The organism is Candidatus Bathyarchaeia archaeon, from assembly GCA_041447175.1.
Taxonomy (GTDB): Archaea; Thermoproteota; Bathyarchaeia; order Bathyarchaeales; family Bathycorpusculaceae; genus JADGNF01.
This window is the reverse complement of the sequence record CP166960.1, coordinates 652379-667771: the sequence shown is the minus strand read 5'-3', so window position 1 is coordinate 667771 and position 15393 is coordinate 652379. Positions and strand designations below refer to the sequence as shown.

At 49.5% G+C, this 15393-nt stretch carries 18 protein-coding genes; 11 read left to right on the top strand and 7 right to left on the bottom strand.

Going from position 1 to position 15393, the window contains the following annotated elements; translation table 11 throughout:
- Window positions 1–28 precede the first annotated feature (28 nt).
- The 8 genes from ACBZ72_03445 (at window position 29) to ACBZ72_03410 (ending at window position 7950) form a co-directional block, all read left to right on the top strand.
- Window positions 29–826, top strand: a complete 798-nt coding sequence (locus ACBZ72_03445) for an undecaprenyl-diphosphate phosphatase (protein XES77937.1) — start codon at window positions 29–31, stop codon at window positions 824–826.
- An 84-nt stretch (window positions 827–910) separates the two neighbouring features.
- Window positions 911–1510, top strand: a complete 600-nt coding sequence (locus ACBZ72_03440; protein ID XES77936.1) for a VTT domain-containing protein — start codon at window positions 911–913, stop codon at window positions 1508–1510.
- A 269-nt stretch (window positions 1511–1779) separates the two neighbouring features.
- On the top strand, window positions 1780–3957 hold the full coding sequence (locus tag ACBZ72_03435) for a hypothetical protein (protein ID XES77935.1): 2178 nt from the start codon (window positions 1780–1782) through the stop codon (window positions 3955–3957).
- Window positions 3958–3970: 13 nt separating this feature from the next.
- Entirely contained in the window at window positions 3971–4504 is a 534-nt protein-coding gene (locus ACBZ72_03430; protein XES77934.1) for a hypothetical protein, read from the top strand.
- Between the two features lie 100 nt (window positions 4505–4604).
- Entirely contained in the window at window positions 4605–6059 is a 1455-nt protein-coding gene (locus ACBZ72_03425; protein ID XES77933.1) for a catalase, read from the top strand.
- A gap of 99 nt (window positions 6060–6158) precedes the next feature.
- Window positions 6159–7067 carry a hypothetical protein gene (locus tag ACBZ72_03420; protein XES77932.1) on the top strand — a complete coding sequence of 303 codons (909 nt, stop codon included), beginning with the start codon at window positions 6159–6161 and terminating at the stop codon, window positions 7065–7067.
- Between the two features lie 92 nt (window positions 7068–7159).
- Window positions 7160–7552, top strand: coding sequence for a hypothetical protein (locus tag ACBZ72_03415; protein XES77931.1), 393 nt, complete (start codon window positions 7160–7162; stop codon window positions 7550–7552).
- A gap of 110 nt (window positions 7553–7662) precedes the next feature.
- Entirely contained in the window at window positions 7663–7950 is a 288-nt protein-coding gene (locus tag ACBZ72_03410; protein ID XES77930.1) for a GYD domain-containing protein, read from the top strand.
- Between the two features lie 6 nt (window positions 7951–7956).
- Here the strand turns inward: ACBZ72_03410 and ACBZ72_03405 are convergent, their stop codons facing one another.
- A complete protein-coding gene (locus ACBZ72_03405) occupies window positions 7957–8220 on the bottom strand; it encodes a hypothetical protein (GenBank protein ID XES77929.1) in 264 nt (87 codons plus the stop codon).
- Window positions 8221–8254: 34 nt separating this feature from the next.
- Between ACBZ72_03405 and ACBZ72_03400 the strand changes: the two genes are divergently transcribed.
- Window positions 8255–9292, top strand: a complete 1038-nt coding sequence (locus tag ACBZ72_03400) for an NAD(P)-dependent glycerol-1-phosphate dehydrogenase (protein XES77928.1) — start codon at window positions 8255–8257, stop codon at window positions 9290–9292.
- Between the two features lie 32 nt (window positions 9293–9324).
- Here the strand turns inward: ACBZ72_03400 and ACBZ72_03395 are convergent, their stop codons facing one another.
- Both ACBZ72_03395 and ACBZ72_03390 read right to left on the bottom strand, forming a co-directional pair.
- Window positions 9325–10182 (bottom strand): FKBP-type peptidyl-prolyl cis-trans isomerase, encoded by an 858-nt coding sequence (locus ACBZ72_03395; protein ID XES77927.1) that lies wholly within the window; start codon window positions 10180–10182, stop codon window positions 9325–9327.
- A gap of 239 nt (window positions 10183–10421) precedes the next feature.
- A complete protein-coding gene (locus ACBZ72_03390) occupies window positions 10422–10601 on the bottom strand; it encodes a hypothetical protein (GenBank protein ID XES77926.1) in 180 nt (59 codons plus the stop codon).
- A gap of 300 nt (window positions 10602–10901) precedes the next feature.
- On the opposite strand from ACBZ72_03390, the gene dinB reads away from it, so the two are divergent.
- Window positions 10902–11975, top strand: coding sequence for a DNA polymerase IV (dinB, locus tag ACBZ72_03385; GenBank protein ID XES77925.1), 1074 nt, complete (start codon window positions 10902–10904; stop codon window positions 11973–11975).
- Here the strand turns inward: dinB and ACBZ72_03380 are convergent.
- From ACBZ72_03380 to ACBZ72_03365, 4 genes are all read right to left on the bottom strand, one after another.
- Window positions 11972–12430: a hypothetical protein gene (locus ACBZ72_03380; GenBank protein ID XES77924.1), complete on the bottom strand. Its 459-nt coding sequence runs from the start codon at window positions 12428–12430 to the stop codon at window positions 11972–11974. The genes dinB and ACBZ72_03380 overlap by 4 nt on opposite strands.
- 84 nt (window positions 12431–12514) lie before the next feature.
- On the bottom strand, window positions 12515–12787 hold the full coding sequence (locus ACBZ72_03375; GenBank protein XES77923.1) for a DUF5615 family PIN-like protein: 273 nt from the start codon (window positions 12785–12787) through the stop codon (window positions 12515–12517).
- Window positions 12784–13335, bottom strand: coding sequence for a nitroreductase family protein (locus tag ACBZ72_03370; protein XES77922.1), 552 nt, complete (start codon window positions 13333–13335; stop codon window positions 12784–12786). Before ACBZ72_03370 ends, ACBZ72_03375 begins: the two co-directional genes overlap by 4 nt.
- 51 nt (window positions 13336–13386) lie before the next feature.
- Window positions 13387–14019, bottom strand: coding sequence for a DUF2284 domain-containing protein (locus ACBZ72_03365; GenBank protein XES77921.1), 633 nt, complete (start codon window positions 14017–14019; stop codon window positions 13387–13389).
- 197 nt (window positions 14020–14216) lie between these two features.
- On the opposite strand from ACBZ72_03365, the gene ACBZ72_03360 reads away from it, so the two are divergent.
- Entirely contained in the window at window positions 14217–15377 is a 1161-nt protein-coding gene (locus tag ACBZ72_03360; protein XES77920.1) for an SIS domain-containing protein, read from the top strand.
- The last annotated feature ends 16 nt before the right edge of the window (window positions 15378–15393 follow it).

Genomic DNA, 15393 nt, shown 5'->3' with positions numbered 1-15393 from the left:
CCACTCATGTCTGGGTGCTGAGGCGACTTTGCTTGAACAACTGCTCCAAACCCTAATTCTGGGATTAATCCAAGGAATATCCGAGTGGCTGCCCATCAGCAGCACCGCGCACCTCAAGCTTGCAGGCGAATTTCTGGGTTTAACCGTAACTCCCTTCCTTAACATCATTCTACACATGGGCACCCTTACGGTTTTGCTCTTCTTTTTCAGACGGGAAATCAAATCGATCCTTGTAGCGTTGGTGCATCGAGACTTCAAGTCTGAAGACGGCATGCTGATTCCTCGCATCGTCGTCGCCACCATACCAACAGCCATAATCGCGCTCACCTATGGCACGTATTTGCAGGACAGTTTTGGAACCATCCCCATAATCGCCGCCACTTTTCTTGTCGGCGGAACCTTTGTTTACTCAACAAAGTTCGCCAAAGAAACTCAGGAAACCTTTCCCTACAAGGTTGCACTTTTGATGGGGATGGCGCAGGGATTCGCGATTTTTCCAGGGCTAAGCCGGAGCGGTATAACCATCTCAGCAGCCCTGTTATTGGGGTTGAAGCGACCAAAGGCGTTCAAGTTTTCTTTTCTGCTGTCCATTCCCGCTATTGTGGGCGACTTTGTTGTGGAGGCTTACAGCGAGTGGGGTATGCTTTCTGCTTCAGGATTGGCTGTGTTTAACGTGTTGGCGGGAGTTGCAGCTGCAGCCATTGTGGGTTACTTTGCCCTGAAGCTGCTGTCGAGGCTTGTCAGAGGAAGAAAATTTTATTACTTCGCATTCTACACTTGGGCGCTGGGCACCGTTTTACTCATCTGGACATACCTAACTGCCTAAAAGCAAAAGGAATATCGGCTTTGCGGTACACGTACACTTATAAATTCGGTTTTCGCTTAAACCCTAAAGTGCGGGACCACGGGAATGACATCAATCATTGAGTTGCTGATTGTTTTGCTAAGTTCATTCGGCTTAGGAATGATTCCCTTCGCTGGACCCTCCAACCTGTTTATTGCCTCCAACTGGGCAATAATTTTAGGCACAACCGACCCTGTAACGCTTGTCGCGGTAGGTTTTCTTGTCGCCCTCGGAGCCTCACTGGCAAAAAGCGTGCACTACATGGTAACGTTTTTTGTTAGCAAACACCTCAGCGAAGAACGCCAACAGCGTTTAGGCAGAGATGCTGAAAAGGTTCGGCGGTGGGCATTTCTTTTGTTATTTGTTGCTGCGGCCTCGCCAATTCCCGATGAACCCATCGTTATACCGTTGGGGTTGATGAAGTATAATCCAGTCAAGTTCTTTTCCGCGTTCTTCTTCGGCAAACTTGCCATAACGGTGGCGGGAGCATTTCTAGGGGCATGGACAGGGGAGAGACTATCTGAGGTTGCAAGCCCTGAGGTCACAATAGCAATTTCCATCGCTCTGACGGTGGTTATCACGGTGATTTTGTTAAAGGTGGATATAGGTAAGCTGCTGGAGAGAATTGCTGCGATATTTCGGCGAAAAAAGCCGCTGAATCAGTAAAAGACGAAACAAACATTTGTTCGACGTAACCCTTCTGTTTTGAGCCCGTTACACAAAAGCTACCTTTTCTAAGAGTGCTTTGGTTAAGGTAAAGCAGTCGGTTTATCCTTTGGCATCAAGCTGCCTTGGACAGGTTTGTTTTATCAGGGTGCAATCACATATTCTTAAATCATCTCCGCGAGCAACCTATAGTGGGTTGGGTTTCTAAACAACATGCCGCATTCCAAAAACTGACCCCGCTGTTTCTTCCTTTTGGAAAGAGGGTTTAGATGAAAACATCAGAAATGAAAGAGGGCAACTGGATTATAGGCGCGGGCGGCGCAGGAGTTGCCATAGCAGCTGAGGTTTCCGCTAGACTTCGCGAGTTAGCTGACAACCGGGAAAACGTGAGGGTTGACGCGTTTGACATGTCTGGCGACTCTATAGCTGAGGCACTACGGAATAGTTTGCTGGCGCGAAATGAATCTTTTCAACCCATCGGCATTGACAGGTACCGTGATGAATACCCCAAAATCGCGCGGGAACTGGGAATTTTTTCAGATAACGACGTTGGCTTTTCCGAGTTAAGCAACACCGTTAGCGGTGAAGGTGCCCGCAGGGACCGCCGAAAAGCCATGGTGTACATGCGGCACCCACGGATTTGGGACCAATTTCACGGCAGGATAATGGAGGGCTGCAGGTTCTTTCGAGACTACTTCAACTACACTTTAAGCGATTCCGCACGGGTGCCTACGGTCAATGTGGTTTTTGTTTCCAGCGCGGGCGGCGGCTTTGGAAGCGGCGTAATCAACGAGCTGTCCAAGATGACCAAGAAGGGGCTTCAAGAACGTGAATTAAGTGTACGCCAATGGCTGATTTTGGTTGGCGCCCCAAGAAACATCGATTTAGCCGACAAAGAATTAGTGCATTCGCAGCTAAACGAGTTTTTTATGTTGCGGGATGTCCTGTTTTTGCAGTCAAACCACAATAACCAGCCAGAAATTGACCCCAACGGCAGAACGCTGATGGTGGGACCTTCCTACAACGCAGTGTACATTTACCCTTTAATTGAAATGAGCCCGCAAGAGTACAAACGGGCAGACCAGCACATCAGGGACTTTATTCTTTCCAAGATTCTTTTGCCCTCAGAGCTTTTCCGAGGCGGAGGAACCCGCGTGTTGCCGCTGGAAAACCTTGACAACGCAATACGGCAAGCGGAAATTAATTACTGCAGGGGCGAACGTTTCAGCTTTGGAAGTTTCCAAGTTTGCCACCTGTCTGTTCCATCTATGGGTTTGGAGAGATGGAACCAGCTAAAAGACCGCGAGCAGAAATTGGAGGGCACTCTTGTTCAGGATGCCCAAACCACTGATTTGGTCAATCAAAGAATTGCTGAGTTGGCTTCTGCTGACTACATGAACCTTGAAACCAAAGACATCGACGCATGGTTTTCTGCACTAAAACTTGACACCCAAAATCGTATCCCACCCTTAAAGGAGGCAGTTGCGGGCGTAATTGCAAGTTTTCAAACTAAACTGGACCAGAGCCGAAGTGAACACGAAGCTGTAAACGTAGATAAAGCCCGATACGACGAGGAAATTCAGAAAGCACGAGAGCAACTAGCACTTAAAAGCGAGCTGAACATTTTAGGCAAACGGCGCCTGCACCGAGCAATTGACAACTACCAAGCGATTCTCAGACCACTGCAGGATGACGTACTGGAAAAAAAAGAGCACCTCAACAAACTGCAACTTCTGATAAACAGATTCATTGAGCTCCGTGACCAAATTGGAAAAGACCAAGACCAACAAAAAAATGAACTCTCAACCTTAAAAGAAGAAATCTACAAGCTTCAACATGAACTTGAACGAACCCAAAGCCCAAGTGGACTTGCCGGGTTTCAGTTACCATTCAAAGAAGACGAGCTTGACCGTTTCCGTGAAACTTTCTGGATTCCGGGGCAGCGTAAAATTAACTTATTGCCGCTTTCCGAGATAGGTATGAAGATTTACGGCGAAAACAGGTTTCTAAACATCATCAATGGAGCCTTCCGAAAAGCAGCGGATGCACCCATCTACGTGGATTTCATCAATGTGGGTGATGGAGGACCTAAGAAGTATCCGGTGCAGATGATAAATTTGGTTTCTGGGGAAGCCAACAACTTGACGTATCTGCAGAATGTGTTTCAAGCTGAACTGGGGCTGCATGGCACAGGGGAATACGGTATCGGCTGGTACATTGCTCAAGCGCAGAATTTGGGGTCAAGCATTTATCTTGCCATCGAATTTGACGGCATACCCCCAACCCAAATAAAGGACCTGCGCAAACTTGAGGAACTGCATGAAACCCTTAAGGAACACATCCAAAACGGTCAATGTTACCCGATGGCATCAACAATTTCTCTAACTAACCCCACTCAACCCCTTTTAAAGGAGATTAATCCAAACGTTAAGTATCCTAATCCTTGACTGCTCCCGTTCCATGAACGACAAACTTTATGACGAACCCAAAATCAACACCACCAAAAAAGCCTTAACCAAACTTCTTACCAGCCGCGAAGGCTTTGACGCCAAAGACCGCATCGCAGTGGTTGTTTACCCGTGGAGCAACATGATGGCGTACCTGTTGTATCCGCCGTTTTCTGCATCTATGAAGCCGTTTGTCAGCCGCATCGAAGAACTGAAAGCCAAAGGGGCTTCCCCTATGGGTGAGGGGTTAAAACTTGCGTTTGAAACCGCAAAGAAAACCGGCAGCAACACCAAATGCAACATGGCTCTGGTTTACGATGGCGAGTATAATCAGGGGATTAGCCCCTATGAAGTTGCGGCTGAACTCACAAAAAGCGGTGTGCACCTGCAGAAAACATACTTGGGGGATGTGGGCAAGTCCGTGAACAACAAAGTGATAAGGGCACTGGATGACGCAACACATTCAAGAACCAGCATTGTTCAGACAGCTGACCAGTTGTATAGGGAAGTAAGGATACAGATGCAGCGCAACAAAATCACGGTCTAACTTGTGACAGTTTTCTGCAGAACAATTGTCTGTTGAGAAAAACCTAAAAACAAACCAAGCTTTAAATAAATGTAGATACGTTTAACTTTTGGGGTTTTTCATGAGTGACAACAATAAAAAAAACCTTAGAACGAATTTTGGACGAAAAATTGATGATGACCAAAACTCGGTTACTGGAGGCTCACGCGGTCCAGCCCTGTTGCAGGACATCCACCTAATTGAGAAGCTGGCTCATTTTAACCGTGAACGCATACCCGAACGTATCGTGCACGCTAAAGGCGCTGGTGCAGGCGGCTACTTTGAAGTCACAAGCGACGTAACAAAATACACCAAGGCAAATTTTCTCTCGCAAGTCGGTCAACGCACTGAAGTCTTTGTGAGGTTCTCTACAGTCGGTGGTGAAAAAGGCTCTGCAGACGCAGAACGTGACCCCCGCGGATTCGCAGTTAAATTCTACACCAAAGAAGGCAACTACGACTTAGTGGGCAACAACACACCCGTATTCTTCATCCGCGACCCCATAAAGTTCCCTGACTTCATCCACACCCAAAAACGCAACCCAGAAACCAACCTCAAAGACGCCAACATGTTCTGGGACTTCCTCTCCCTCACGCCAGAATCACTACATCAAGTGACCATCCTGTTCTCAGACAGAGGAACACCCAAATCATACCGCAACATGAACGGCTACAGCAGCCACACCTACAAATGGTACAACGACAAAGGCGAATACGTCTGGGTCAAATACCACTTCAAAACGGATCAAGGCATCCAAAACCTGACCCGCCAAGAAGCGGAACACCTCAAAGGCACCGACCCTGACCACGCCACCCGCGACTTGCACAACGCCATCGCCCGAGGCGAATACCCCTCTTGGACGCTACAAGTGCAGATAATGCCCCCTGAAGACGCTGACAAATACCGTTTTGACATCTTTGACGTGACTAAAGTTTGGCCCCACAGCGACTACCCGCCAATAAACATTGGACGCATGGTGCTAAACCGCAACCCCGACAACTACTTCGCCGAAGTCGAACAAGCCGCGTTCTCGCCAGGCAACTTTGTACCGGGCATCGCTGCCTCACCAGACAAAATGTTGCAGGGCAGACTGTTTGCTTACTATGACGCCCACCGATACCGCCTCGGACCCAACTACCATCTGTTGCCTGTAAACCGCCCCAAAGCAGTTGAAGCCGCAAACTACCAACGCGACGGCTACATGCGTTTTGACGCAAACGGCGGCAAAGGACCCAACTACTACCCGAACAGCTTTGCGGGTCCAGAACCCGATATTCAAGCCGCTGAGCCACAATTCAAAGTTGAAGGCAACGCCGCCCGCCAACCCTACACCTACCCCCACGATGACTTCGTGCAACCAGGTGACCTTTTCCGCAAAGTCATGACGGAGCAAGACCGCGAAAACCTCATAGGCAACATCGTCACGCATCTGTGCAATGCAAACAAGGAAATCCAGATACGGCAAACCAAACTCTTCTACAAAGCCGACCCCGAATACGGGCGCCGCGTAGCTGAAGGCTTAGGACTCAAAATCTAACCCGAAAACTAAAACTCAACCCGAAACGGTTACAATCTGCCGCGACGGGAACCTTTATTATTTCTTCTTTTTTTCTTTCGTGTCATTAGGTGTAGCGTCTTGAAGTTTGGCACATTCACTTTAGAACCTAAAAAAGCTGAGGGCTTTGACTTTGATGTTTTGCGCGTTAAAACCGAAATGGGCATCCGCATTCCTCCGCAGCCCGACATGGCAGCGAACGTGGCAGTTTTCGGCGACAACGTAGCCATTCGCGAGCATCCTGACTGGCTGTCCCAGTCACCTTTGGGTCCTGCAAAGATGGGGAACAGCAACTATAACATCTATTGGAACATCGTTTGCGCCACGCAACCTGAGCACCGCGCCGAACAACTCAGCTACATGGAAGACGTAGACCGCCACTCAATGGGGGTTTGGCCTAACAGCCAATACTTTGCTGACCATGGACACTGCAACTGCCCCCGATGCAAGGAACGCTGGCAGAAAAGTGGGCTGGGCTGGCTGGAGTGGCGCCGAAAAGAAGTCACCGACTACATCGCCCAAATCCGTGAGCACACCAAAAAAGAACTTGTCATGTGCATCCAGCCTGACCCCGTGACGAGTCTTGAGCGGTACGGCGTAGACTTTGGGGAACTTGCAAAGTACTGTGACGCCTTTAACGTGGTCATGTTCAGCAAAAGCTACGCGACCCCATGGTACTTTGAAATGCTTGCACGCGCCTTCAAAAAATTGCTCCAGAAACCCTTCTACGTCAGCCTCTACGTTTACGGTCCAGGCGACACCCCAAACGATGTGCCCCCACCAACAGAATTGCTCACAGTCAGCACACGAATTGCGCGGGCAGGCGCCGACGGATTCCTCTTCCTGACGGAGAAGACCAGTCAAATGGCGGAGTTCCAGAAAGCTGTGGTTGAGCAGGTGGAGCTGCGGGAGCGGTTGAGAACTTACGGTGGAAAGCCAGTTAAGGAACTTCTTGACCGGGTTTCGGACTGGGAAAAAATCGTGCAGTGAGCCAGCTGTTGGTTGGCGGCACCCACACACTCTCTTATTTTATCAGCCTGCTCATCTAACAGGAACACTGAGTGCTAGGTGGAGGTGAGTTCTTGAGTTTGTTCAGAAGAAAAGAAAAACCGAAAGTTGAATTATCCAAAGACGTGCTCATGAAATGCCAATGTGCCAAATGCCCTGTGCAAGCAGAAAGCGCTTGTAGCCGACCTAAAATACAGAAAGCCATGGAGTTAATGAGCAAAATATCTGCCACCGGAAGCATGAGTGGTAGTGGAATGCCCGCGGGAAGCATTGCGATGCAGGCTAGTCCGCCTGAAGTCTCAATGCCCAACCCAGAAGAACTCCCCGGACCCTACTGCGCAATAGGCACTGCCGCATGCAAGGATTTGGACAACAGGAAAGCATGCATATGTGTCACTTGCCAAGTTTACAAGGATTTAATCTTGCATCAGGAAAGGGTGGAGCACTTTAACGGTAAAGCTCAGTAATACTTAAAGAGCCAATGGGTTTCTTCACTGTACCTTATAGGCAGTTATGGCAGCATTTTTGGTTGGAAAGGCTTATTGCTTTGCGTGGGCTTCTTTTCTTGGAGGCTTTTATGCCCATCTACATTCTTCTGTCCACTCTTACTTCGGAAGGCAGGAAAACCATCAAGGAAAGGCCAGAAAGAATCAAAGAAGTCAACAAGGAAATCGAAGCTTTTGGCGCCAAAGTTTTGCAGCAGTACTCCGTGATTGGACGCTACGACTTTGTCAACATCGTGGAAGCACCCAACAACGACGCCATCACACGTGTGTCGATTGAGTTGGGTTCACGGGGAACCGTCCACATCATGAGTATGCCTGCTATGTCCATTGATGAGTTTCTGGCGGTACTTAAAAAATAACTGCACTCAAAGGTCTGGCTCTGGCTCTAAAACAATATTGTAGCGTGAAGCATAAAGCATAAACAGGTAGCTTTGTGGCTTTGGAAGTTGCAGAAATAGGTTTACCCCTGTGAAGGGTTGTTTGTTCTGCGTATAGCCCTTTTGGAGGCTTAGACGTTTTTCCTTGGCATTTTTGAATGAATGCCCAAAAAAGAAGGATAAACGACGGTTTTTGCGCTTTATTTCAAAAGTTTTAAACCATCCAATGGTGACATATACTTCAAGGAGCAAAATGTGATTCGGTTTGCCTTCAAAGTATCATTACATGCAGCTTCCTCGCGAAGTCATCGTCGGAAAAGGAACGCTTTACCGCATTCCTGAAGTTGTGAAACGGTTGGGCATACAAGGACCCGCGCTGATTATTGCAGGGCAACGAAGTTGTGAAATTGCAGGAAACACCGTGCGGGACTTGCTGGTGCAGTCAGACATCACGGTAGATACGCTTCTGGTTCAAACAGCCACTTTAAGAGATGTGTTAACCATTGAGGAACGCATTGCAGAGTTGAAGCCGCAGGTGCTTTTCGGCGTGGGTGGCGGAACCAAAATTGACGCGGCTAAACTCAGTTCTGCGCATCAGGAAATTCCGTTCGTTAGCGTGCCAACAACCCTTAGTCATGATGGCATTGCCAGTCCCCTTGCCAGCATCAAAGGCTTTGACAAACCTTACTCCGCAATGTCACAGGCGCCGTTGGCTATAATCGCGGACACCCAGATTATTGGGTTGGAGCCGTGGAGGTTTGTTGTTAGCGGCTGCGGGGACGTTTTAGCCAAGTTTACGGCGGTGAAGGATTGGCGGCTTGCCCATACGGAATGTCACGAGTACTATGGGGAGTACGCTGCGAGTTTGGCGCTTATGAGTGCCACGTTGGTTGAAGAAAACGCGGAGCTGATGCATCCGGGCAATGAGGAGGGCACGGCGCTTCTGCTTGAAGCTTTAATCAGTTGTGGGGTTGCCATGAGCATCGCGGGGAGCAGTCGCCCGTGTAGTGGTTCGGAGCATTTGTTTAGTCATGCTTTGTCTATGGTTAAGTCTTCGGGGGCGATGCATGGGGAGCAGTGTGGTGTGGGCTCGATTTTGATGGCTTATTTGTATGGGGCGAATTGGAGGCGGATACGGGATACGTTGAGGCGTTTGGAGGCGCCCACTAACGCGGAGGAGCTCGGGGTTTCTGATGAGGACATTGTGAAGGCGTTGGAGTTGGCGGTCACTATACGCCCCGACCGGTACACCATACTGCACAAGCTGAAGTTGGATGCGGATAGCTGCCGCAAAGTGGCTAAAGTTACTGAAGTTATAAAATAGGCAGAGTTAAGAAAGAAGTTAGGAAGAAAGGGTTAGTTTTGGGTTTCTTCGGGTTTTGCTGGCTGCTCTGTTGAGGATTCTGCGGGGGCGGCGGGTTGGGGCTGTGATGCTTCGGGTGTTGTCTGTGCTGTTTCTGCGGGTGCTGCTGGGGTTGTTTCTTCAGGTTTAGGTTCGGTGGTTTCTGCTGGTGGTGTGGCGGGTTTTGGTGGTGCTTTGAAGGTGTCGATGAATTTGGTTTCTTCTAGGTCGGGGAAGAATTTTTGGATGTCAAAGGCGATGCCGCGTTTGGCGATTTGGACGCCTTCAAGGTAGAAGGTGTCTTCGGGCATGTCGATGGTTAAGGCTTTGTCGGTGATTGCGTATTTGAATTTGCCTTCTTCCACGACGGGGATTCTGCGGTGGATGAGGGCGCCGACTTTTTCTTCGAGTGTTTCGAGTTTTTTGTTGATGGTGACGTCGTAGATGAGGGTTTTTCCTGCGAGGGGCGGGTTAAAGTCGAGGAGTGCGCGTCCTGCGCCGATGCTGCGTATGATGGCGTTTTTGCCGCCGAATTCGATGCGCATGCCGACGGCGGGGTTGATGCCTTTTTCGGCGAGTTTTTTGAGGTGGACTTGTTTGACTTTTTCGGGGTCGCGGGGTCCGAAGGCTTGTTCAGGGGGGATTTCGACGGTTTGGGGGGCGCCTACGTCCATGTTGAGTAGACCCTCGTCGAGTGTTTTGAGGACCCAGCCTTCGCCTACGACTATAAGTTTGGGCTCGTAGATTTCGCCTTCTTTTTGGAGGCGTTCTTTCTTTGCGGTTTCGTCCACTGTGGTGTCGAAAACTTCGTTAGTTTCCTTCACTTTGGCAGTGTAGTCGATTAGGATGAAGTCTCCTTTTTGAAGTGCCATACCGGTTCACTCTGCTTGCGGTTCGAACTAAGTTTAACCCGCAAATAAATACATTATGCCTAGAGCAACGAATATACAGAGATTGTTTCCAAGCATCGATTTATACTGATTGGTTTTGAAGTTTATTTGGCAGCTATTTTTCGTTTCTCTGCCACGTTTGCGTCAAATTAATACGGCAAAAACAACAGGCCAAACCAGAATACCCTTTCAGAAGTGAAAACTCGAACGAAGAAAACAAGTTACGTTTCTGGTTCTGATTCACAAGAAAGCCGTTCGCGATATTTCTCAAGGACCCAACGACGCAGTAACATGGTAGGGCTTCTAATTTGTTCAAGCTTAAGTTCCGTTTCATGCTTCTGGTAATAATCAACGATCAATTTCCACTCATCGTATGGAATGCTTATTTTTCCTTGACTCAATTCCAGTTAACCTCTATCTGTTAGTTGAAGCCAGTGAGCGGCGGCACGGTCGTATATTTGTAAATAGTAGATGTTATTTAATAGTTTTGTAGGAGTATGACCCGCGGTTAAAAAAAGGCAACACGTTTGCGACTATCCTGCTTAGGATTTTCGCATATAGTTCAATCGTCATACATATTTCTTCAAAGAAGCCGTTTGTCTGACGGAATAAGTTTCGTTTGCAGCATCTTTAAAAATAAGCTAGTACACAGAGGTCGATATATTCAAATCGTGAGTCTGCCTTAGCCCTGTTGACGCGGTATGCCTCAGAAACAGCGCATAATCTTTCATTTAGATATGGATCATTTTTATACGGCAGTGGAGACTCGTGAGCGTCCTGAGCTTGCGGGTAAGCCTGTGGTGGTTGGGGCCGACCCTAAAGGTGGCTTGGGCAGAGGCGTCGTGTCCACAAGCAATTATGAGGCACGTGAGGTGGGGGTGCGTTCGGGGATTCCGATTTCGCGGGCGTGGAAGCTTTGCCCCAACGCCGTTTATTTGCCGCCCAATTTTCCCCTATACATCCGCGTCTCCAACCAGATCATGGCAATTGCACGGGGTTACGGGGATAGGTTTGAGCAGTGGGGTATTGATGAGGCGTTTTTGGATGTTTCGGGGCGCGTCAAGGACTTTGGGGAGGCGAAGGCGTTGGCTAAGCGGCTTAAGCAGGAAATCGTCGATAAGGAGCGTCTCACGTGCTCGATTGGGGTGGGTCCCAACAAGCTTCTCGCCAAAATCGCCAGCGATTTTCAAAAGCCCGACGGCTTAACCGTGGTCAAGGAAGAAGAGGCGGAGGAATTTTTGCGCCCGTTGCCCGTGCGTAAGCTTCTGTGGGTGGGCAAAAAAACTGAACCCAAACTCAAGGCAGTGGGCATCGAAACGGTTGGTGACCTTGCACGGTTTGACCCCGCGGTGTTGGTGGAGCTTTTTGGGGTGGCAGGCAGGCAAATGTACCTGATGGCGCACGGGGTAGATCGCAGCGAAGTACAGGAGCGGGAGGGTGTGAAGTCCATAAGTCACGAAACCACCTTTGAGGAAGATACCGCCAACGCCCCCACAATCCTCGAAGCCCTTGAAGCCTTAGCCGAGGAAGTCAGCAAGGAGGCGCAGATGCAGCGGCTGTTCTTTAAAACCGTCACCATCAAAATCCGCTACCAAAACTTCGAAACCCACACCCGCAGCAAAACCCTGCAGTTCATGATCAACCGCCCCCAAGACCTCAAAAAAACCTCCCGCGAACTCCTAACGCCATACCTGCAGGGGGAACGCAAAATTAGGTTGATTGGGGTGCGGGTTTCCAGTTTTGTTTCAGGCGCAAAACAACAGACGCTACTTTAGGCTGGGGAAGGGAAGTTGCCTTTGGGTTGGCGGCGGCGGGGACGCAGAGACTCAGCAAGCAGCAGCGAAGAAGCCACCACCGTAACCACCGTCAGAATTGCAAAGGACTCATCGATGGGCGAGCCCGCCGTGAGGTGAAACACCAGAATCGCGATGAACGCCACGGTGAGCACCACAAATGAGCATGCGAACAGAATGGAGGTGGACAGCAAGGTTTTGCCCAGCCAAACGTAGCCTTTAAAGCCCACCTTCTTTTTGATGAGGTAGCGCCCGTAGGCGTCTTTGCAGACCCAGCCCCAGTCGGCGAGTTTTTGCAGATGCCGATGCACCACGCCAGGACTGCTGATGTTCATCGCCCGCATAATGTCGCGTGGCCCAGCAGGCTCCTTCGCCTTAACCAAGTACAGGTAAATCTGAAAGGTGGTCACGTTCAACTCTTCCTCAGGACGCTGCACCAAGCATTCACCGTTCGCATACTTTACACTGCAACTTTAAATAAACTAATCCCCAAACCCAAACAAAACCAACAACAAAACAGGTTAAAGCGGATATTTCTCTTTAATCTTCGCATCCGCAACCTTCGCAATCATCGCGCTGCTGACCAAAACGCATCGGACACCCGTCAACTCCGCCAACTCAGAAGGCTTCAAATCCTGAGTAACCAAAACCAAACCCCGCTCCCCCGCGTACTTCACCACATCGCGGTCTTTGGCGCCCTGCAACCCCGCCTCCTGCGCCGTCACCACCTCATAACCCAACGTCTCAAAATACTCCTTCAAACCCGCATACATCTCATCAAGCAGCAACTTCACTTTCCGCTGCCGCCTTTGCCGTCAAATTTGCCCCCGTAAACCTCCCAACTGGAAATTTCGCCAAGGGTTTTGCGTCGACGCAGAAACTGAATCACTTTCGCCGTTATGCTAACCTTCTCTTTTGCGTACCCCACCGCCAGCAGGGCAACCACCCGCATATCCGCCGGAACCCCCAAAAGCCGCCTCACATCGTTTTCCTCAAAACTGCCCACCCAACAGGTCTCCAGACCTTCAGCCGTCGCGGCAAGAACCATGTTTTCACCCGCCAAAGCCACATCAACCACGTACCAGTCAGGCGAAGCTTGCTGGTCACCACACAAAACAATGACGGCGGGAACATCTTTGAGGAATTTGGCGTACATGCCTTTGGAGAGGGTTTTACGTTTTTTGGGGTCAGTCACCACAATAAAGTGCCAAGGCTGAATGTTTTTCGCCGAGGGCGAAAGCCTTCCCGCCTCCAAAAGCTTCTCTAAAATTTCAGGCGGCACAGGCGTCGATTTGTAGCTGCGTTGCGATTTGCGTTTCTGCACCGCTTCAAAGACATCCATCAGACCACACCGTGTAACCATAATATTCGCTTTGAGAAGATAAGCTTTGGGTTAATCAATAAGCAACAACGCAAACGATTCAGGATTCTTAGGAAACGGAAAGAGAAATTCGATGCCAGCGTTCTGCGCGGTTTTCTTCACGTTCACACCCAGCGCGTCCTCACTCATCCGCGCCATCTCCGGATGCGCACAAATACCCGTCTCGGTGTTACATTTGTCACAGAGCTGACAGGACCCCGAAACAAAACCCACCGCCAACGAGTAACCACTACGCATCGCAGCTTTTTCCAGCTTCACCACAGAAGCAAGCATTTCTTTTTTGTCCGCTTTCCAAGAAGCCCAGAACCGGTCAATTTTGGCTTTTTCGTCTTCTGTGGGGGATGCACCGGAGGTTTTGGAGAGGGCTTTTTGCAGGTCAGCGTCAGCTTCGGCTTTGGAGGCAAACTTCATGAACAAGGCGTAGCTGTATTCGGAGACGATTTTGCGGAACTGCTCTGCCGAGGGCGTGTAGGGGGGGCAGGCGAGGGTTTTGCCGTAGTTGTTGCAGCCAACTTTGCATTTGAGCACAACACGGTCTTCAACCACAACTTTGCTTGCGGGGATGATTTTGGCGTCTTTGGCGCCTAACTCTAAAGCGAGTTTTTTGAGGAAATCAAATTTTTCAAGTTCAACTTGATTAGCCAATGAAATCGAACCTTTTCAGGTTTGACGCGTTTTGTTGATATAAACGTTTGGCAAGCTTTAACGCCGTTTAGGGGCTGGCTGTTCAGCTACCGTTATGTTTAGCGATGCATGTTGAACAGATTTAAAGTTTATTTTCCACTTGTCGAGCACAAGAATAATATAGCAAAACAAAGACAACATCATGGACTGGGGTCACTTTGGCAAATAAATGTAAAATAAGCTGCATCGGCTACGTAAACCGAGTCAGAGATAACATTTTAAGCGTAAACAAAAAAAGTTTAGCACCACTTTATGAAGACCTGCGCGCGGCAGACTGCGTCGTCTGCGGAGGCTCAGGCAGATCGCTTTATTCGTTGAACGCTGCCATGAGCCAAATCGCACTTAGCGAAGTCGGCTGGAGAAACAAGGTTGTAATCACCCCTGACGACCCAGGGTTTCCAGGAAAGAACATGTATGACGCCGCCGCCGACCTTGACCGACGCTACAAAAAGGTTCTGCTGCTCATGAACAGCGGCAGCGGCTACTCAGACGACCCACTTGTTATGGCTAATGATTTAGCCCGATATATTGACGAAACCAAAACCAGCAAGTTCCGCATGGGTCTGCTCACCAGCGCCCCTGATTCACCACTGGCCGAAGTAACCAGCAAGTACGGCAACGCTGTGGTAATCAAAGGACGCGGCAAACTCAAGCCATCGCTGGACTACAGCGAAACGGGCATGATGGGCGACATCTTTGAGTTGGGCACACTTGAGCTTTTGTGCATGATGATTGAAGCCATCTTCCGCAACATGGAAGTTGACGACGTTTTCCAACTCTGCGAAGAAGAATTTGACAAAATCGGCGCCTTAATCGACGCCAACGTCCAATCAGAAACATACAACAAACTCGTGGACCAACTGGAGAAACGCACCAACGTGTTTCTAGGCGGCAGAGGCACCGCAAACGAAATCGCCAAAATGACGGGTGTGCGGCTGTTCCACATGAAAACATTCCTTGGCGACAACGTTTTCATGACTCGCGGCGTAAACACCCCTCACCCACGCGCTGGCGACCTTGAAATTCTCATGTCTTACTCGGGCGAAAGCAAACCCGTCATCCTCTGGTGCGACGTGCTTAAACAGTTTAACGGAACGGTACTGGCGATAACGGGCAAAAAAGATTCTACGCTGGCGAAACGTTCAGATATGCAGATAATTCTTGAAGAAGAGGTTAAACCAGGCGCGCCCCGACGGTTCTACACAAGAGCCGCCTTCGTGCTCAGCCCTCTGCCCGTTAGGCTGGTTGAAAGGCTGGGTGAAAGAGGCTTGAAGTTGCCTGAGTACATAATCAGCTGGTACCACAGCGTAACCCAATAACCAGCCCCCTTTGCCC